General features: G+C 68.8%; 18 protein-coding genes. 12 read left to right on the forward strand and 6 right to left on the reverse strand.

Annotated features, from left to right (window positions below):
• Window positions 1-122: 122 nt before the first annotated feature.
• On the reverse strand, window positions 123-467 hold the full coding sequence (fliE, locus tag LGM56_RS34685) for a flagellar hook-basal body complex protein FliE (RefSeq protein ID WP_046544213.1): 345 nt from the start codon (window positions 465-467) through the stop codon (window positions 123-125).
• A gap of 248 nt (window positions 468-715) precedes the next feature.
• Here fliE and fliF point away from each other — a divergent pair, with 248 nt between their 5' ends.
• Genes fliF through LGM56_RS34715 form a run of 6 tightly spaced genes read left to right on the forward strand, consistent with a single transcriptional unit; the run spans window position 716 to window position 7,547 of the window.
• A complete protein-coding gene (gene fliF, locus LGM56_RS34690; RefSeq protein WP_089426552.1) occupies window positions 716-2,479 on the forward strand; it encodes a flagellar basal-body MS-ring/collar protein FliF in 1,764 nt (587 codons plus the stop codon).
• On the forward strand, window positions 2,469-3,464 hold the full coding sequence (gene fliG, locus LGM56_RS34695; RefSeq protein WP_069249110.1) for a flagellar motor switch protein FliG: 996 nt from the start codon (window positions 2,469-2,471) through the stop codon (window positions 3,462-3,464). Before fliF ends, fliG begins: the two co-directional genes overlap by 11 nt.
• Entirely contained in the window at window positions 3,457-4,140 is a 684-nt protein-coding gene (fliH, locus tag LGM56_RS34700; RefSeq protein ID WP_089441241.1) for a flagellar assembly protein FliH, read from the forward strand. Before fliG ends, fliH begins: the two co-directional genes overlap by 8 nt.
• A 32-nt stretch (window positions 4,141-4,172) precedes the next feature.
• Window positions 4,173-5,693 carry a flagellar protein export ATPase FliI gene (fliI, locus tag LGM56_RS34705; protein ID WP_264171072.1) on the forward strand — a complete coding sequence of 507 codons (1,521 nt, stop codon included), beginning with the start codon at window positions 4,173-4,175 and terminating at the stop codon, window positions 5,691-5,693.
• 5 nt (window positions 5,694-5,698) lie between these two features.
• Window positions 5,699-6,157, forward strand: a complete 459-nt coding sequence (fliJ, locus tag LGM56_RS34710; protein WP_226208029.1) for a flagellar export protein FliJ — start codon at window positions 5,699-5,701, stop codon at window positions 6,155-6,157.
• Window positions 6,158-6,188: 31 nt separating this feature from the next.
• Window positions 6,189-7,547, forward strand: a complete 1,359-nt coding sequence (locus LGM56_RS34715; RefSeq protein ID WP_226208030.1) for a flagellar hook-length control protein FliK — start codon at window positions 6,189-6,191, stop codon at window positions 7,545-7,547.
• A gap of 27 nt (window positions 7,548-7,574) precedes the next feature.
• Here LGM56_RS34715 and LGM56_RS34720 read toward each other — a convergent pair whose 3' ends face one another.
• Window positions 7,575-9,215, reverse strand: coding sequence for a GMC family oxidoreductase (locus tag LGM56_RS34720; RefSeq protein WP_226208031.1), 1,641 nt, complete (start codon window positions 9,213-9,215; stop codon window positions 7,575-7,577).
• A gap of 207 nt (window positions 9,216-9,422) precedes the next feature.
• On the opposite strand from LGM56_RS34720, the gene LGM56_RS34725 reads away from it, so the two are divergent.
• Both LGM56_RS34725 and LGM56_RS34730 read left to right on the forward strand, forming a co-directional pair.
• Window positions 9,423-9,896, forward strand: a complete 474-nt coding sequence (locus tag LGM56_RS34725) for a hypothetical protein (protein ID WP_179254829.1) — start codon at window positions 9,423-9,425, stop codon at window positions 9,894-9,896.
• Window positions 9,897-9,935: 39 nt separating this feature from the next.
• A complete protein-coding gene (locus LGM56_RS34730; protein WP_089495823.1) occupies window positions 9,936-11,378 on the forward strand; it encodes a coniferyl aldehyde dehydrogenase in 1,443 nt (480 codons plus the stop codon).
• A 79-nt stretch (window positions 11,379-11,457) separates the two neighbouring features.
• Here LGM56_RS34730 and LGM56_RS34735 read toward each other — a convergent pair whose 3' ends face one another.
• Window positions 11,458-12,480 (reverse strand): serine/threonine protein kinase, encoded by a 1,023-nt coding sequence (locus LGM56_RS34735; RefSeq protein ID WP_373452551.1) that lies wholly within the window; start codon window positions 12,478-12,480, stop codon window positions 11,458-11,460.
• A gap of 43 nt (window positions 12,481-12,523) precedes the next feature.
• Entirely contained in the window at window positions 12,524-12,736 is a 213-nt protein-coding gene (locus tag LGM56_RS34740; protein WP_011353523.1) for a hypothetical protein, read from the reverse strand.
• 793 nt (window positions 12,737-13,529) lie between these two features.
• On the opposite strand from LGM56_RS34740, the gene LGM56_RS34745 reads away from it, so the two are divergent.
• From LGM56_RS34745 to LGM56_RS34755, 3 genes are all read left to right on the forward strand, one after another.
• Window positions 13,530-14,411, forward strand: a complete 882-nt coding sequence (locus LGM56_RS34745; protein ID WP_226208032.1) for a DMT family transporter — start codon at window positions 13,530-13,532, stop codon at window positions 14,409-14,411.
• Window positions 14,408-14,647 carry a hypothetical protein gene (locus tag LGM56_RS34750; protein WP_226208033.1) on the forward strand — a complete coding sequence of 80 codons (240 nt, stop codon included), beginning with the start codon at window positions 14,408-14,410 and terminating at the stop codon, window positions 14,645-14,647. Before LGM56_RS34745 ends, LGM56_RS34750 begins: the two co-directional genes overlap by 4 nt.
• A gap of 65 nt (window positions 14,648-14,712) precedes the next feature.
• Complete coding sequence (locus tag LGM56_RS34755; RefSeq protein WP_011353526.1) at window positions 14,713-14,898, forward strand: hypothetical protein; 186 nt, start codon at window positions 14,713-14,715, stop codon at window positions 14,896-14,898.
• Window positions 14,899-15,008: 110 nt separating this feature from the next.
• Here LGM56_RS34755 and mgrA read toward each other — a convergent pair whose 3' ends face one another.
• Entirely contained in the window at window positions 15,009-16,052 is a 1,044-nt protein-coding gene (gene mgrA / locus LGM56_RS34760; RefSeq protein WP_089495825.1) for an L-glyceraldehyde 3-phosphate reductase, read from the reverse strand.
• A gap of 193 nt (window positions 16,053-16,245) precedes the next feature.
• Here mgrA and LGM56_RS34765 point away from each other — a divergent pair, with 193 nt between their 5' ends.
• A complete protein-coding gene (locus LGM56_RS34765) occupies window positions 16,246-16,452 on the forward strand; it encodes a DUF3185 family protein (protein ID WP_011353528.1) in 207 nt (68 codons plus the stop codon).
• Between the two features lie 149 nt (window positions 16,453-16,601).
• Here LGM56_RS34765 and LGM56_RS34770 read toward each other — a convergent pair whose 3' ends face one another.
• Complete coding sequence (locus LGM56_RS34770) at window positions 16,602-17,375, reverse strand: phytanoyl-CoA dioxygenase family protein (RefSeq protein WP_166896269.1); 774 nt, start codon at window positions 17,373-17,375, stop codon at window positions 16,602-16,604.
• Between the last annotated feature and the right edge of the window lie 61 nt (window positions 17,376-17,436).

Below are 17,436 nucleotides of genomic sequence, written 5' to 3' on the forward strand. Positions count from 1 at the left end.
GTTATCGGAAGGGATTTGGAAAGCTTTAGGCAAGCGGCGCGTGCCGCCTGGCGCAGCAAGGCCGGCCCGCAGCTCAGGCCGGATGGCCGTCCACGGATCGCTTTCCCTGAATAGCCGCCGTGTCAAACCGCCATCTGCATGATGTCGTTGTAAGCGCTCACCAGCTTGTTGCGGACCTGGAGCCCGAACTGGAAGCCGATGTTGGCTTTCTGCATGTCGACCATCACGTCGTTCAGCGACACGTTCGGCGCGCCGACCTCGAACGCCTGCGCCTCGCCGAGCGCGTGCTGCTGGTCGCCGCTGATCTTGTCGAGCGACGCCTTCATCGCGCTGGCGAACGTGCTGGCTGTCGCCGCGCCCGAGCCGGCCAGTGCCGCCGTCGGGCTCGCGACGCCGCCCGACGCCTGCGCGGCCATCGACTGCATCTGTTGCAACACCGAACCGATTCCGCTGACGTTCGCAGTCATGCTGTCCCCAAAACTGAGAGAGAGACCCGGACGCACCGGGAGATCCGCCGGCGCCGCACCACGCGCGCCATGCCGGATTCCGAAAAAGGATAGCAGCGCGCCGCGCGTCAAAGCCGCGAAAGTACGGGGGAAACCCCGCTCTTTTCGGTCGATCGGAGTGCGGCCCGGGTCACGATAATCGCATCGTGTCATTGTCCGCCCGCTCGTCCGAGCGAGCTCAGTCGTCCCGCTCCGGAGAAACTCGACGCATGGATTCGCAGGCCAACTCGCTGATCAACCCAGACGCCCGCGCGGGCCTCGCCAGCCCGGCGCCCGGCGCCGCCGCGGCCGCCGCGTTGCCAGGCGTGGGTGGCGCAGGCGCGGACTTCGGGCTTGGCGGCTTCGCGGAACGCATCCCCGGCATCTCGCGGATGAAGGGCAACCCGAAGCTGCCGTTCCTGATCGCCGTCGCATTCGCGGTCGCAGTCATCACCGCGCTCGTGCTGTGGAGCCGCGCGCCCGACTACCGCGTGCTGTACAGCAACCTGTCGGATCGCGACGGCGGTGCGATCATTGCCGCGCTCCAGCAGGCAAACGTTCCCTACAAGTTCGCCGATGCCGGCGGCGCGATCCTCGTGCCGTCGAACCAGGTGCATGAAACGCGCCTGAAGCTCGCCGCGATGGGGCTGCCGAAGGGCGGCTCGGTCGGCTTCGAGCTGATGGACAACCAGAAATTCGGCATCAGCCAGTTCGCCGAGCAGATCAACTACCAGCGCGCGCTCGAAGGCGAGCTGCAGCGCACCATCGAATCGATCAACGCGGTGCGCGGCGCGCGCGTCCATCTCGCGATCCCGAAGCCGTCGGTGTTCGTGCGCGACAAGGAAGCGCCGAGCGCGTCGGTGTTCATCGACCTCTACCCGGGCCGCGTGCTCGACGAGGGCCAGGTCCAGGCGATCACGCGGATGGTGTCGTCCGGCGTGCCCGACATGCCCGCGAAGAACGTGACGATCGTCGACCAGGACGGCAACCTGCTGACCCAGACCGCCTCGGCATCGGGCCTCGACGCGAGCCAGCTCAAGTACGTGCAGCAGGTCGAGCACAACACGCAGAAGCGCATCGACGCGATCCTCGCGCCGATCTTCGGCGCGGGCAACGCGCGCTCGCAGGTCAGCGCGGACCTCGATTTCTCGAAGCTCGAGCAGACGTCGGAAAGCTACGGCCCGAACGGCAATCCGCAGCAATCCGCGATCCGCAGCCAGCAGACCAGCAGCTCGACCGAACTCGCGCAGGGCGGCGCGTCGGGCGTGCCGGGCGCGCTGTCGAACACGCCGCCGCAGCCGGCTTCCGCGCCGATCGTCGCCGGCAACGGCGCGAACGCGCCGCAGACGACGCCGGTGAGCGACCGCAAGGACCAGACGACCAACTACGAAGTCGACAAGACGATCCGCCACCTCGAACAGCCGATGGGCAGCGTGAAGCGGCTGTCGGTCGCGGTCGTCGTCAACTACCAGCCGGTCGCCGACGCGAAGGGCCACGTGACGATGCAGCCGCTGCCGCCCGCGAAGCTCGCGCAGGTCGAACAGCTCGTGAAGGATGCGATGGGCTACGACGCGAAGCGCGGCGACTCGGTGAACGTCGTGAACAGCGCGTTCTCGACCGCGAGCGACCCGTACGCCGACCTGCCGTGGTGGCGCCAACCGGACATGATCGCGATGGCGAAGGAAGCGGCGAAGTGGCTCGGCATCGCGGCGGCCGCTGCAGCGCTCTACTTCATGTTCGTGCGCCCGGCGATGCGCCGCGCGTTCCCGCCGCCCGAGCCGGCCGCGCCGGCGCTCGCCGCGCCGGAAGATCCGGTCGCGCTCGACGGCCTGCCGGCGCCGGAGAAGGCCGAGGAACCCGACTCGCTGCTGCTCGGGTTCGAGAGCGAGAAGAACCGTTACGAACGCAACCTCGACTACGCGCGCACGATCGCCCGCCAGGATCCGAAGATCGTCGCCACCGTCGTGAAGAACTGGGTGTCCGATGAACGCTGAAGGCTTGACCAAGAGCGCGCTCCTGCTGATGTCGATCGGCGAGGAAGAGGCCGCGCAGGTATTCAAGTTCCTCGCGCCGCGCGAGGTCCAGAAGATCGGCGCCGCGATGGCCGCGCTGAAGAACGTCACGCGCGAGCAGGTCGAGGACGTGCTGCACGAATTCGCGAAGGAAGCGGAGCAGCACACCGCGCTGTCGCTCGATTCGAGCGACTACATCCGCTCGGTGCTGACCAAGGCGCTCGGCGAGGACAAGGCCGGCGTGCTGATCGACCGCATCCTGCAGGGCAGCGACACGAGCGGCATCGAGGGCCTGAAGTGGATGGATTCGGCCGCGGTGGCCGAACTGATCAAGAACGAGCATCCGCAGATCATCGCGACGATCCTCGTGCACCTCGACCGCGACCAGGCGTCGGAAATCGCGTCGTGCTTCACCGAGCGGCTGCGTAACGACGTGATCCTGCGGATCGCGACGCTCGACGGCATCCAGCCGGCCGCGCTGCGCGAACTCGACGACGTGCTGACGGGCCTGCTGTCCGGCAGCGACAACCTGAAGCGCAGCCCGATGGGCGGCATCCGCACCGCGGCCGAGATCCTGAACTTCATGACGAGCGTGCATGAGGAAGGCGTGCTCGAAAGCGTGCGCCAGTACGACGCCGAACTCGCGCAGAAGATCATCGACCAGATGTTCGTGTTCGAGAACCTGCTCGACCTCGAGGATCGCGCGATCCAGATGGTGCTCAAGGAAGTCGAGTCGGAAACGCTGATCATCGCACTGAAGGGCGCGCCGCCGGCACTGCGCCAGAAGTTCCTCGCGAACATGTCGCAGCGCGCGGCCGAACTGCTCGCCGAGGATCTCGACGCGCGCGGCCCGGTGCGCGTGTCCGACGTCGAAACGCAGCAGCGCCGCATCCTGCAGATCGTGCGCAACCTGGCCGAGAGCGGCGCGATCGCGATCGGCGGCAAGGCGGAAGACGCGTATGTCTGATTCGGCGAGCGATCGCGCGGGCACCCTCACCGCCTACCAGCGGTGGGAGATGGCGTCGTTCGACCCGCCGCCGCCCCCGCCGCCGCCCGACGACGCGGCAGCGGCCGCCGCCGCGCTCGCCGAGGAACTGCAGCGCGTGCGCGACGCCGCGCACGCCGAAGGCCATGCGGCCGGCCACGTCGAAGGCCAGGCGCTCGGCTACCAGGCCGGTTTCGAGCAGGGCCGCGAACAGGGTTTCGAAGCCGGCCAGGCCGACGCGCGTGAACAGGCCGCGCAGCTCGCGGCGCTCGCCGCGTCGTTCCGCGAGGCCGTGTCGACCGTCGAGCACGATCTGGCCGCCGACATCGCGCAGCTCGCGCTCGACATCGCGCAGCAGGTCGTGCGCCAGCACGTGAAGCACGATCCGGCCGCGCTGGTGGCCGCCGTGCGCGACGTGCTCGCGGCCGAGCCCGCGCTGTCCGGCGCGCCGCATCTCGCGGTGAATCCGGCCGACCTGCCCGTCGTCGAAGCCTATCTGCAGGACGATCTCGATGCGCTCGGCTGGAACGTGCGCACCGACGCGTCGATCGAGCGCGGCGGCTGCCGCGCGCACGCCGCGACCGGCGAGGTCGACGCGACGCTGCCCACGCGCTGGCAGCGCGTCGCCGCCGCGATCGGCAAGGTGAGCACGTGGTGACGCGGCCGCCCGAGGCGCTCGCGCACGACGGCATGACGCCGCTGGAGCGCGAACTCGCGCTCGCGTCGTTCGGCCCGGACGCGCACAACGCCGCGCTGGACACCGCACCCACCACCCCGCACGCCACCGCTGCAGCGGCCGATACGGCCGACGCCACGCCGCGCGCACCGCACAACCCGCATCTCGCGCACTGGCGCACCCATTTGAACGGGCTCGCCGCGCGCAGCCAGCGCGCGCTGCCGCTACGCCCGTGCGGGCGCCTGACGCGCGCGGCCGGCCTCGTGCTGGAAGCGATCGGGCTGCGCCTGTCGGTCGGCGCCGAATGCACGATCGAACTGCCGCCCGGCAGCACGCTGCCGCACGCGGAAGCCGAAGTCGTCGGCTTCGCCGGCGATCGCCTGTTCCTGATGCCGACCACCGACGTCGCGGGCGTGCTGCCCGGCGCACGCGTGTGGCCGCGCGAAAGCGCGCCCGTCGCCGATCCGCTCGCGGGCGCGAAGCGGCTGCCGGTCGGCTGGGAAATGCTCGGGCGCGTCGTCGACGCATCGGGCCGCCCGCTCGACGGCCTCGGCCCGCTCGCGTCGAAGGTCGACGCGCCGCTGTCGGCACCGTCGATCAACCCGCTCGAGCGCGAACCGATCCACCACGTGCTCGACGTCGGCGTGCGCGCGATCAACGCGCTGCTCACCGTCGGCCGCGGGCAGCGGATGGGCCTGTTCGCAGGCTCCGGCGTCGGCAAGTCGGTACTGCTCGGCACGATGGCGCGCTATACGAGCGCGGAAGTGATCGTGATCGGGCTGATCGGCGAACGCGGCCGCGAAGTGAAGGAATTCATCGAACAGATCCTCGGCGAGGACGGGCTCGCGCGCTCGGTCGTCGTCGCGGCGCCGGCCGACGTGTCGCCGCTGCTGCGGATGCAGGGCGCGGCCTACGCGACGTCGCTCGCCGAGTATTTCCGCGACCAGGGCAAGCACGTGCTGCTGCTGATGGATTCGCTCACGCGCTATGCGATGGCGCAGCGCGAGATCGCGCTGGCGATCGGCGAGCCGCCCGCAACGAAGGGCTATCCGCCGTCGGTGTTCGCGAAGCTGCCCGCGCTCGTCGAGCGCACCGGCAACGGGCCGGAGGGCGGCGGCTCGATCACCGCGTTCTACACGGTGCTGACCGAAGGCGACGACCAGCAGGACCCGATCGCCGATTCGGCGCGCGCGATCCTCGACGGCCACGTCGTGCTATCGCGCGCGCTCGCCGAGGCCGGCCACTATCCGGCGATCGACATCGAGGCGTCGATCAGCCGCGCGATGACCGCGCTGATCGACGAAACGCACCTCGACCACGTCCGGCAGTTCAAACAGATGCTGTCGCGCTACCAGCGCAATCGCGACCTGATCGCGGTCGGCGCGTACGCGCCCGGCCGCGACGCGCAGCTCGACCGCGCGATCGCGCTCTATCCGCGCATCGAGGCGTTCCTGCAGCAGGGCTTTCGCGAGTGCGCACCGTTCGCGTCGAGCCTTGCCGGGCTCGATGCACTGTTCGACGCTTACGGAGGCTGATCCCGATGGCACACGGCTTTCCTCTTCAGTTGCTGCTCGACCGCGCGCAGGAAGATCTCGACTCCGCGACGAAGCAGCTCGGCACCGCGCAGCGCGACCGCACCGCGGCCGCCGAGCAGCTCGACGCACTGCTGCGCTATCGCGACGAATACCACGCGCGCTTCTCGCAATCCGCGCAGCACGGGATGCCGGCCGGCAACTGGCGCAATTTCCAGGCGTTCATCGATACGCTCGACGCCGCGATCGCGCAGCAGCGCAACGTGCTGGCCGCGGCCGACGTCCGTATCGACGAAGCCCGCCCGAACTGGCAAAACAAGAAACGCACCGTCGGCTCGTTCGAAATCCTGCAGGCGCGCGGCGTCGCGCAGGAAGCGAAACGGGACGCCCGGCGCGAACAGCGCGACGCCGACGAACACGCCGCGAAGATCCTGCGCATGCGGGCCGACGCGGCCCGTTCGTCGTAACCGACCACCGCATTCGAACGAGAGAACCGACATGCCTCCCCTGCCCCTGCTCGGCGCGTTGCTCGACACCGCCGGCACCGCACTCAAGGCCGCCCGCGGCGCGGGTTCGTCCAGCGCCGCCGGCACCGATGCCGCGACCGCGACGACCGCCGTGCCGTTCGCGCAGACGCTGAAGCAAAGCGTCGCCACGCGTCGCGATGCGTCGAATGCCGGCGTGCCGGACGCGTCGACGCAACAGGCTTCGTCGAAACCGGCCGCCGGCACGAAGCCGTCCGCCGCCGCAGACGACGACACGACCGACGATACGACCACGAACGCCGCCACCAACCCCGACGCCGCCGCGCTCGCGGCGGCTGCGGCCGTGCAGGCGCAACTGCAGGCGCGCACGGACAACGCGATGCCGGCCGACGCGGCTGCCGCCGCGGCCGCTGCGCAAAAGACGGCCGTGTCCGGCCAACCCGATGCCACGGCCACGCTGATGGATCACGCGGCCAAGGACGTTACCGCGGCCACACAGGCCGCACCGGCGACGAGCCGCGACGTGCTGCAGGAGGCCCTCGCCAAGCTGACGGGCGGCGCGGGCGCGATCGCGATGCCCGCAGCCGGTACGACGGCGTCCGCACCCGCCGCGACCGCGGCGACCGCATCGGCCGGCACCGCCGCGCCGCTTACACCGAAGGTGCCGACCTTCGACCGCACGCTCGCCGACGCGAAGGGCGCGCTCGCCACCCAGCAAGCGCCGGTGCAAGCCACCGCGCAGGCGCTGCAGGCCAACGCGAACGCGCAGTCGGGCGAGCAGCACGCGCTCGCGGCAGCCAGCGACGCGGCGGACCCGGCCGCCAGCGCGACACTCGCGGCCGGCGCCACCGCGGCGGCCGCGGCCCAGGCGAACCTGCAGCTGTCGCCGGCCGCGGGGGCGATCGCCGCCGCGAACGCGCACGTGCTCGCGCCGCACATCAGCACGCCGGACTGGACGGACGCGCTGAGCCAGAAGGTCGTGTTCCTGTCGAATGCACACCAGCAGAGCGCCGAACTGACGCTCAATCCGGCCGATCTCGGGCCGCTGCAGGTCGTGCTGCGCGTCGCGGACAACAACGCGCATGCGCTGTTCGTGTCGCAGCACGCGCAGGTGCGCGAAGCGGTCGAAGCCGCGCTGCCGAAGCTGCGCGAGGCCATGGAAGCGGGCGGGCTCGGGCTCGGCAGCGCGACCGTCAGCGACGGCGGCTTCGCCTCGCAGCAGCAAAGCCAGCAGCAGACCTTCGCCGGCGGCCAGTCGTCGCGGCGCGGGAGCGGCGGATCGTCAGCCGGCGATGCACCGGTCGGCGCTGCGCAATCCGCACCGGCCGCCGCGAGCGTGAGCCGCGCCGGCCTCGTCGATACGTTTGCCTGAGCATGGCCGCCGCCGTGCGCGCGCCGCTCAGCGGCCGTGCACCGCCGCGGCTGCCTCGCCGCGCGGCACTGCGCCCTTGCGCGTGGCGACGATGAAATCCGCCGCGCGTTCGCCGATCATCACCGACGGCGCATTCGTATTCCCGCCGACCAGCGTCGGCATCACCGACGCATCCACCACACGCAACCCTTCGACGCCGCGCACGCGCAGTTGCGGATCGACGACTGCACGCGCGTCCGAACCCATCCGGCAGGTGCCGACCGGGTGGTAGATCGTGTCGGCATGCTCGACGATCGTCTTGCGCAGTTCCGCTTCGCTCTGGTCGGCCCGCGTGTACAGCTCGCGCCCGCCCTGCGACGCGAGCGGCGCCTGCGCCAGGATCTTGCGCATCGCCTGCGTGCCGCGCACGAGCAGGTCGAGATCGCGCGTATCGCTGAAGAAGCGCGGATCGATCAGCGGCGCGTCGCGCGCATCGCCGCTCGCGAGCGCCACCGTGCCGCGGCTGAACGGCCGCAGCGCGCACACGTGCAGCGAATAGCCGAAACCCCAGTGCATCTTGCGGTTGTGGTCGTCCACGAGCGCCGTGCAGAAATGCAGCTGCAGGTCGGGACGCTCGAGCGACGGGTCGCTCTTGATGAAGCCGCCGGCCTCCGCGACGTTGCTCGTCATCATCCCGGTGCGGCTCGAGAAATAGCGCGCGAGCGCGGGTGTCATCTTCGCGATCCCGCGCAGGCACACGCCGACCAGTTCCGATGAATTCACGCGCGTATTGATGATGAAATCAATATGGTCGATCAGGTTCGTGCCGACGTCCGGCGCATCCTGCACGACCGCGATCCCGTGCCGGCGCAGCTGCTCCGCCGGGCCGATCCCCGAGCACATCAGCAGTTGCGGCGAATTGAACGCGCCGGCCGACAGGATCACTTCCGCGCGCGCGTCGAGCGTCTCGACGCGCCCGTTGCGCGCGACCGCGACGCCGGCCGCACGCTTGCCGTCGAACGTGACGCGCAGCACCGTCGCATCGGTGATCACATGCAGGTTCGGCCGGTCGTGGCCGTAGATATACGCGCGGGCGACGCTGCAGCGCGAGCCGTCGCGGTGCGTAACCTGGTAGAAGCCGACGCCTTCCTGCGTCGCGCCGTTGAAGTCGTCGTTCAGCGGATAGCCGGCCGCATGCGCGGCCTGGGTGAATCGTTCGGAGAACGGATTGCGAAAGCGCAGATCCGACACCGTGAGCGGGCCGTCCGCGCCGTGCCACGCATCGGCACCGCGTTCGTTGCCTTCCGCGCGGCGGAAATACGGCAGCACGTCCTGCCAGCCCCAGCCGGTCGCGCCGAGCTGCGCCCATTCGTCGTAGTCGCCCGGATGGCCGCGCGTGTAGATCATCGCGTTGATCGCGCTCGAGCCGCCCATCCCGCGCCCGCGCGGCTGGTAGCCGCGCCGCCCGCCGAGGCCCGGCTGCGGCACCGTCTCATAGCCGTAGTTCGTGCCGAGCTTGAACGGCACCAGCGCCGCGATGCCGACGGGCATGTTGACGAGCAGGTTGCGCTCCGTATGCGAGCCGGCCTCGATCAGCGCGATCGTCGCATCGGGGCAGGCATCGGCGAGACGGCCTGCCAGGCTCGACCCGCCCGAACCGCCGCCGACGATGATGTAGTCGTATTGCATGTCACGTCTCCGTCGTGTCATGGAAGGCCGCCAAGCGACCGCGTCCCCTCTTGTAATGTTCGGGCATTGTAGGAATGGCCGTCGCGCGCGCGGCGCGCCGATTCAAGAGCGATTCCTCTAAACGCTCGCGTGAACTAAATTTAAGATGTATCGATTCGCTTGGCGCGACGCGCCGGCCACGAGAAGCCGATCCGTTGCGAAACGGGAGTGACGACGATGCAGCGCCAGGTTCTGCAGGCCGCGTGCCGACCGGGTGATCCGGATGCGATGCGCGCAGCCCGCATTTCATTTCAAACGGCTGCCCGCGCGGGGATGCTTAACGTCATGCGCGTGGTCGATCGAAATCGAACGGCACGTGTCGTCGCCGACCGTTTGGATGAGTGCTGGCCGCAGCGGCACGATGCGCCGCGGCATGATTTGACGGACCTGTCGCGCTGCCCCGCTTCGGTGCGCCGGCAGGTAGTCGCGCCTCAGCATCGCGTGCCCGGCAACGGTCGCGTCGCACTACCTGCACATGCGCATCGACACGGTTTCCGGATGCACACACCGTCGCGCGGATGCGACGCCCGCTGCACGCTTCAACCGGTTTTCGAGCACACGTCGCATCCGGCCCCGTGCCGCGCGACCCGCACCACCCCGATCCGCGTCGCCGCGCTCGCCGAGCGTGCGCGTGCGGCGTGACGGCCGGCCGACCCGCCTGGCCCAACTGGAGGAGACGACATGAAGAACGACCTGCCCGAACTGGCCCCGCAAGCCCAGCCGTCGGTGGATGCGCTGACGGCGCTGCTGCGCGACCAGCGCGCAGCCTACCTGCGCGCGCCGTATCCGGCATGGGAAACGCGCGTGCAGCACCTGCGCGCGCTGCGCACGATGCTGATCGACCATGCGGATGCCCTCGCCGAAGCGATCAGCGCCGATTTCGGTCATCGCGCGAAACAGGAAGTGCTGCTGTCGGAAATCTGGATGGCGAAGGAAGAGATCGACGACGCGCTCAAGCACGGCAAGCGCTGGATGAAGCCGATCCGCAAGCCGATGAACAAGTGGCTGCGCCCGGCGCGCGCGAAGGTGATTCCGCAGCCGCTCGGCGTGGTCGGCATCGTCGTGCCGTGGAACTACCCGGTGCTGCTCGCGGCCGGCCCGCTGATCTGCGCGCTCGCGGCCGGCAACCGCGCGATCATCAAAATGTCCGAACTGACGCCGCGCACGTCGGCGCTGTTCGAGCAGCTCATTGCCAAGACCTTCACGCGCGACCACGTCGCGGTCGTGAACGGCGATGCGGAAGTGGGCGCCGCGTTCAGCGGGCTGCCGTTCGATCACCTGCTGTTCACCGGCTCGACGCACGTCGGCCGCCACGTGATGCGCGCGGCCGCCGACAACCTCACGCCCGTCACGCTCGAACTCGGCGGCAAGTCGCCGGCGATCGTCGGCCCGAACGCGCGCTTCGATGCAGCGGTCGACGCGATCGTCGCGGGCAAGACGCTGAACGCGGGCCAGACCTGCATCGCGCCCGACTACGTGCTGCTGCCGCGCGGCATGGAAGCCGCGTTCATCGAGCGCGCGCGCGCCCGGTTCGCGAAGATGTATCCCGACCTGTCCGCCAACGGCGACTACACGACGATCGTGTCGCCGCGCCACTACGCGCGGCTGCAGCAGCTCGCGAGCGACGCGCAGGCAGCCGGCGCGCAACTGCATCCGCTGTCCGACGCGCGATCCGATCCCGCCTCGCGCCGCTTCGTGCCGTGCGCGGTCACGCAGGTGCCGGCCGCGTCGCAACTGATGCAGGAGGAAATCTTCGGGCCACTGCTGCCGCTCGTGCCGTACGAACGGCTCGACGAAGCGATCGCCTACGTGAATGCACGCCCGCGTCCGCTCGCGCTCTACCTGTTCGACGAGGACGGCGGCACGATCGACCGCGTGATGCGCGAAACGATCTCGGGCGGCGTCACGGTCAACGAAACGCTGATGCACATCGCATGCGGCAGTTTGCCGTTCGGTGGGGTCGGGGCGAGCGGCATGGGCGCCTATCACGGCTACGACGGCTTCGTGACGTTCTCGAAGATGAAGCCGGTGCTCACGCAGGCGCGCCTGAACGCGCGCAACCTGCTCGCGCCGCCGTACGGCAAGCGCTTCGCCGCACTGATCAAGCTGATGCTGAAGTTCTAGGCGAAACGGAAAACGGGCCGCGCGCAGCGCGCCGCGGCCCGCGCAGGCGTGCCGCGCGGCGAGGGTGCCGCGCGCGCCGTCACACGGGCCAGAGCGGCCCTTCCTGCATCGCGCCGATCTGCTCGCGCAACTCGAGCACGCGCGCTTCCCAGTAACGATGCGTGTTGAACCACGGGAATGCGGCCGGAAACGCGGGATCGTCCCAGCGCCGCGCGAGCCATGCGGCGTAGTGGATCAGCCGCAGCGTGCGCAGCGCTTCGACGAGATGCAGCTCGCGCGGCTCGAATTCGCAGAAGTCCTCATAGCCGGCCAGCAGGTCCGCCAGCGCACGCGATGCGCCTTCGCGATCGCCCGGCAGCAGCAGCCACAGATCCTGGATCGCGGGCGCCATCCGGCTGTCGTCGAAGTCGACGAAGTGCGGGCCGGCATCGGTCCACAGCACGTTGCTCGGATGACAGTCGCCGTGCGTGCGCAGCAAGCGGATCTCGCCCGCCCGCTCGAACGCGGCCTCGACGCCTTCGAGCGCGAGGTTCACGGCCGTCTCGTATGCGGGCCGCACATCGTCCGGAATGAAATCGTGCGCGAGCAGGTAGTCGCGCGGCTCATAGCCGAACGTCCTGATGTCGAGCACGGGACGCGCGACATACGGCTGCGTCGCGCCGACCGCATGGATCCGGCCGATGAAGCGGCCGAGCCATTCGAGCGTGTCGCTGCGATCGAGATCGGGCGCGCGACCGCCGCGCCGCTCGAAGATCGAGAAGCGGAAGCCGTCGAACGCGTGCAGCGTGCGGCCGTCGAAGGTGCGGGCGGGCACCGCCGGAATCTCGCGCGCGGCGAGTTCGGCGACGAACGCGTGCTCTTCGAGGATCGCTTCGTCCGACCAGCGCGCCGGACGGTAGAACTTCGCGACGACCGGCGGGCCGTCTTCGATACCGACCTGATAGACGCGGTTTTCGTAGCTGTTGAGCGCGAGCAGGCGCCCGTCGGTGCGCAGGCCGGCCGGTATCAGCACGCTGTCGAGCGCGTCGAGCACGCACTCGGGCGTGAGTCCGGCAAACGGCGGGCCGGCGGGAGAAGCGGGAGCGGAAGTGACGTCTTTCATGCCCCGCATTGTGCCGTCAGCCGGACTGAAAGACGAGCGCCCGTTAGTGAAGCGCCGCGCCGGCCGGCAGTACGGATTCGCCGGTGTCGATCAGGTCCTCGAGAAAGAACGGCTCGGTGTTGAGTTCCTTGGACTCGCCCGGTACGCCCGCGTACCAGGTCACCATGGCCATGTCGCCCAGGACGCGCTGGACGATGCCGCGCGCGCCCTTCGGCACCGCGATATGGGTAGTGCAGACAATCGACCCGACATGCATGATGGTTCCCCACTCTTGAATCTTGAAACCCGGCCCGCTGGGGGCCGGCAAATGCACGATCCGCGCGCTCTCGTCGGAGCGTTGCGCGTAATCCCATTGTTCACGGTTTATCGAAGCACGAAAAGAAGAAGAAGCAGGCGAAGTGCCGCGAATTCGTCGAATGTCTCCAATCAACCACTGCGCCGGGGTAGACGCTTGCCCGCCCGGTTACCCCCATCATACCCTGTCGAATGTGACTGGCCGCCGAATCCCCGGCATCACCGCGGCGCGTACGTGACGGACGCCCCACATGCACCGTGAATCCGGTATCGGGTCACCAGGCAATTTCGCGCGACTGCGATTGCCGAATCGCGCGACGCCGTCATCGCCTTCCCCCTGCTTCGAACGCAGCCCGCACAGCAACGGTTGCCCACGCATCGCCCTCCGACCTTCGCCGTGCGATGCGCCACCGACTTGTGTTGCATCCGATGCAGGCCTTGCGTTACCTTTGATGCTCATTCGCGTTCAAGCGCATTCCGACACGATGCATCCGCTCACGTCCGTCCTCGCACAATCCCGGCCGCAGTTCGACTCGCGGCCGCAGGCGTGCGCGCATCCGTCGGTCCTTCCTCCTCCTGTCGCCCCGCCGCTCGTCGGCGCCGCGCCGCCCCCTCCGGCGGCACGCGTCGGCTGACCAGCCGGCTTTTCGTTTCGTCTTCCATTCGCCCGCAGGCTCGCATTCGTGCGTCGTGACGCACGGCGTGCTGCTGCGCGCGCGGATGGAACATTCCGATCCGTTCGACAGGTGATTCACATGGTTTCGTTCAAACGCGCGCTCGCCGCGCATGGCGCGACGTCGCTCTTCGTGCTGCTGTGGAGCAGCGGCGCGATCTTCGCTGAACTCGGGCTGCGTCACGCGTCCGCGTTCGTCTTTCTCACCGCACGTTTCGCACTGGCATCGCTCGTGCTGCTCGGGCTGGCCCTCCTGCGCAAGCGCTGGCTGCCGCCGCGCGGCGAACGGCGCATGGCCGCGCTGACCGGCTTGCTGATGATGGGCGGCTATTCGATCTTCTACCTGCTCGCGCTCGAACGCGGGATCGCGCCGGGCGTGCTCGCGACGATCCTCGGCGTACAGCCGATCCTCACGCTCGCGATCGTCGAGCGGCGCTGGCAGCCCGTGCGCATCGCGGGGCTCGCGCTGTCGCTGGCCGGTCTCGCGCTCGTCGTGTTCCGCGGCACCGGAGACGGCGGCCTGTCGCTCGAAGGCATCGCGTGCGCGCTCACCGCGCTCGTCGCGCTGACCGCCGGCTCGCTGCTGCAAAAACGCGTCCGTGCAGCGCCCGCCGACGTGCTGCCGCTGCAGAATGCGATCGGCCTCGCGCTGTGCGTGGCGATCGTGCCGTTCCGGCCGGTGTCGTTCGACGTGAGCTGGGCCTTCGTGATCCCGCTGCTGTGGCTCGGCATCGTGATTTCCGTGATCGCGCAACTGCTGTTCTACCGGTTGATGCAGCGCGGCGATCTCGTCAACGTGACGAGCCTGTTCTATCTCGTGCCCGTCGTCACCACGCTGATGGATGCCGCGTGGCTCGGCAACCGGCCCGAGCCGCTCGCGCTCGCCGGCATGGGCGCGATCATCGCGGGGCTCGCGCTCGTGTTCCGCGCGCCGGCCGCCCGCGTGCAACCCGACCGCGCATGAACGGGCGTGCCGCCGCGCCCGCGGGTGCGGCGGCACGCACCGGAACATACGACGAATCCGCAAAAATCGAAAGGCGCGAGAAAGATGCGCGCAAGGCGTTCGTCGAATTTGCGGGAAAAATGCGCGATTCGCGGGGCTTTCCGCTGATTTTTAATGGTTCGGATAGCGAAAAGCGCTGCCGGTTGCCTATACTCGAATTGACCGCCCCGCTCGCAATCGGGCCGGACCAAGACTAGAAACACCCGGCATGGGGCCGGAGCAAGCGCGCATGCGCCCGCTCCGGTCGACCTTGGAGACACGCATGACGACCTACTTCACGATCGGCGACTTCATCCTGTTGATTCCGATGGCGCTGGCCGGAGCGCTATTTCTCGGCGCGGTGCCGTGCGCGACCGAATTCCGCCACAACCTGCTGCGCGTGCTGGGCGTCATCCTCGGCGTCGGCGTCGCGGTATTGCTCGTCGAAGGCCTGCCTGCGCTGATCTAGTGGCGCACCACCCGTGCGTGACGTGCATCGCTGCACTGCAGCGATGCGACGTGTTGCGCGCAAGCCATTGATACGGCACGCGATGTTTCGCATGCCGTATCGACTGCCGGTCAGATCGCCTGATCGGTGGACGGCTTTTCCCACAGATTGATGCCGCCTTCCGTCGCGTAACGATCGATCTCCGCGAGCTCTTCCGCCGAGAATTCGAGGTTCTTCAATGCGCCGACGTTTTCACGCACCTGCTCCGCGCGGCTCGCGCCGATCAGCGCGGACGTCACGCGGCCGTTGCGCAATACCCAGGCGAGCGCCATCTGCGCGAGGCTCTGCCCGCGCCGTTCGGCGATCGCGTTGAGCTTGCGCACATGGTCGAGGTTGTCCGCGCTCAGGTGATCCTGCTTCAGCGAGCCGCCGCCCGGCTTGTTCACGCGCGCGTCGGCCGGCACGCCGTTCAGGTACTTCGACGTGAGCAGCCCCTGCGCGAGCGGCGTGAACGCGATGCTGCCCGTGCCGATCTCGTCGAGCGTGCCGAGCAGTTCGGTTTCGACCCAGCGATTCAGCAGGTTGTACGACGGCTGGTGGATCAGCAGCGGCACCTTGTACTGCGCGAGCAGCTCGGCCATCTCGCGCGTCTTCGCCGCCGAGTACGACGAAATGCCGATGTAGAGCGCCTTGCCCTGCTGCACGGCCGACGCGAGCGCGCCCGCCGTTTCCTCGAGCGGCGTGTGCGCGTCGAAGCGGTGCGAATAGAAGATGTCGACGTAGTCGAGCCCCATCCGCTGCAGGCTCTGGTCGAGGCTCGCGAGCACGTACTTGCGCGACCCGCCGCCGCTGCCGTACGGCCCCGGCCACATGTCCCAGCCGGCCTTGGTCGAGATCAACAGCTCGTCGCGATACGGCCGGAAATCTTCCTTCAGCAGCCGACCGAAGTTGGTCTCCGCGCTGCCGTACGGCGGCCCGTAGTTGTTCGCGAGATCGAAGTGGTTGATGCCGAGGTCGAACGCGGTGCGCAGAATGTCGCGCTGCGTCGAGATCGGCGTCGTGTCGCCGAAGTTGTGCCACAGGCCGAGCGACAGCGCGGGCAGTTTGAGCCCGGATTTGCCGCAGGTGCGGTATTGCATGTCTGCATAACGTTCGGAAGCTGCTTCGTAGGCCATGAGTCGGTTCCGTCAGGACATCGGGAGAAGGGACGCGCGCCGGCCGCGCGTGCGGCGCGGCGGCGGCGAAGGAGTCATACGACGACTATGGTAGCGAAAGCGGCCGGAACGCGCTCGACGGCGCGACGATGGACGCGGCCGCGGCCGTCGCCTACACTGCGGCGTCTCGAATCACCGTTTCTGCGAGGTTGGTATGTCCCGGGTCATCTCGGTTGCGCTGCTCGTCGGCGGCGTCGTGCTGCTGTATTTCGGCGGCCAGTCGTTCCATTCGATCAACGACAACGTGTCGCGCTTCTTCACCGGTTCGCCCGCGACGAAGACGATCCTGCTGATCGTGGGCGGCGCCGTCGCATCGTTCATCGGCCTGATCGGCCTCGCGATGCCGGGCGGCAAGCGCTGAGCGCGCAGTCGCGCGATGCACGCACGGCCCGCGTCATACGCTCGGGCCGCGCCAAGCGAAACGGGCGGCCAGGCCGCCCGTTGTTCCATGCACCCGCCATGCGCTGCATCGCGTCATCGCCGCGGCCTTGAAGGCCGCCCGCTCCGCGCCTAGAACGGCACTTCCGATTTCGATGCCGAGCGCGTGCCGGGCACGGGCCGGTTGCTCGCGCCGTGATACGTATACACGAGCGAGAACTTCACCTGGTCGGAACGGTTCTGCCCGGCCGAATGCAGCGTGTTGCTGTGGAAGAACACGACATCGCCCGTCTGCAGCGACGGGCACGTGGCCGCATCGATCATCTTCCGGTTCTCCGGCAGGTCGCTGCGGAAGAACTTCGCATCGTCGAACGCTTCGGGCCCGAATTCGGCCGTATGCGACCCCGGTACGAGCCACAGTGCGCCATTCTCGTTCGTTTCCGGCCCGAGCGCGAGCCACACCGACACCATGTCCGGACGCTCGAACGACCAGTAGCGGAAATCGCGATGCCAGCCGGTCAGGCTGCCGTACGCGGGGTGCTTCGTCATCATGCAGTTGTGATGCGCGCGCGACAGCACCGGTTCTTCGCCGAAATACTCGCGCATCCACGCACCGATTTCGGGTGCGACCGCGCGCTCGGCGAAGGCCGGATCACGCGAGTACGCGTCGAGCAGCCGCCGCACCGTGTGCCCGCCCGGCGCATGCTTGGACTCGGGCGCGCCCGGATAGCGCAGGTCCGCCTCGAACTCGATCGGCTCGGCCGCCTCCCGCAACTGACGCTCCGCGATCTGCCTGAGCGCCGCGCACTGCTCGTCGCTGACGAGACCACGCGCGACGACGAAGCCGCGCTCGCGCAATTCCGCGACTTGCGCGCGGATCGATTCCGACTGCAATGGAGACGACATGGGATGCCAGATGCTTATTGTGTGAATGTGACGATTGTAAATCGGCGCCGGATGCCGCGAA

Origin of the sequence: Burkholderia sp. AU38729, from assembly GCF_020419725.1 — a bacterium.
GTDB lineage: Bacteria > Pseudomonadota > Gammaproteobacteria > Burkholderiales > Burkholderiaceae > Burkholderia.

Bases quoted from the DNA above. Each gene is read 5' to 3' on its own strand.
- LGM56_RS34745 (WP_226208032.1), top strand. From the start codon at position 13,530: ATGGTTTCGTTCAAACGCGCGCTCGCCGCGCATGGCGCGACGTCGCTC.
- LGM56_RS34730 (WP_089495823.1), top strand. From the start codon at position 9,936: ATGAAGAACGACCTGCCCGAACTGGCCCCGCAAGCCCAGCCGTCGGTG.
- LGM56_RS34740 (WP_011353523.1), bottom strand. From the start codon at position 12,736: ATGCATGTCGGGTCGATTGTCTGCACTACCCATATCGCGGTGCCGAAG.
- LGM56_RS34750 (WP_226208033.1), top strand. From the start codon at position 14,408: ATGAACGGGCGTGCCGCCGCGCCCGCGGGTGCGGCGGCACGCACCGGA.
- fliG (WP_069249110.1), top strand. From the start codon at position 2,469: ATGAACGCTGAAGGCTTGACCAAGAGCGCGCTCCTGCTGATGTCGATC.
- LGM56_RS34770 (WP_166896269.1), bottom strand. From the start codon at position 17,375: ATGTCGTCTCCATTGCAGTCGGAATCGATCCGCGCGCAAGTCGCGGAA.
- fliH (WP_089441241.1), top strand. From the start codon at position 3,457: ATGTCTGATTCGGCGAGCGATCGCGCGGGCACCCTCACCGCCTACCAG.
- LGM56_RS34715 (WP_226208030.1), top strand. From the start codon at position 6,189: ATGCCTCCCCTGCCCCTGCTCGGCGCGTTGCTCGACACCGCCGGCACC.
- fliI (WP_264171072.1), top strand. From the start codon at position 4,173: ATGACGCCGCTGGAGCGCGAACTCGCGCTCGCGTCGTTCGGCCCGGAC.
- LGM56_RS34720 (WP_226208031.1), bottom strand. From the start codon at position 9,215: ATGCAATACGACTACATCATCGTCGGCGGCGGTTCGGGCGGGTCGAGC.
- LGM56_RS34735 (WP_373452551.1), bottom strand. From the start codon at position 12,480: ATGAAAGACGTCACTTCCGCTCCCGCTTCTCCCGCCGGCCCGCCGTTT.
- mgrA (WP_089495825.1), bottom strand. From the start codon at position 16,052: ATGGCCTACGAAGCAGCTTCCGAACGTTATGCAGACATGCAATACCGC.
- LGM56_RS34755 (WP_011353526.1), top strand. From the start codon at position 14,713: ATGACGACCTACTTCACGATCGGCGACTTCATCCTGTTGATTCCGATG.
- fliE (WP_046544213.1), bottom strand. From the start codon at position 467: ATGACTGCGAACGTCAGCGGAATCGGTTCGGTGTTGCAACAGATGCAG.
- LGM56_RS34765 (WP_011353528.1), top strand. From the start codon at position 16,246: ATGTCCCGGGTCATCTCGGTTGCGCTGCTCGTCGGCGGCGTCGTGCTG.
- fliF (WP_089426552.1), top strand. From the start codon at position 716: ATGGATTCGCAGGCCAACTCGCTGATCAACCCAGACGCCCGCGCGGGC.
- fliJ (WP_226208029.1), top strand. From the start codon at position 5,699: ATGGCACACGGCTTTCCTCTTCAGTTGCTGCTCGACCGCGCGCAGGAA.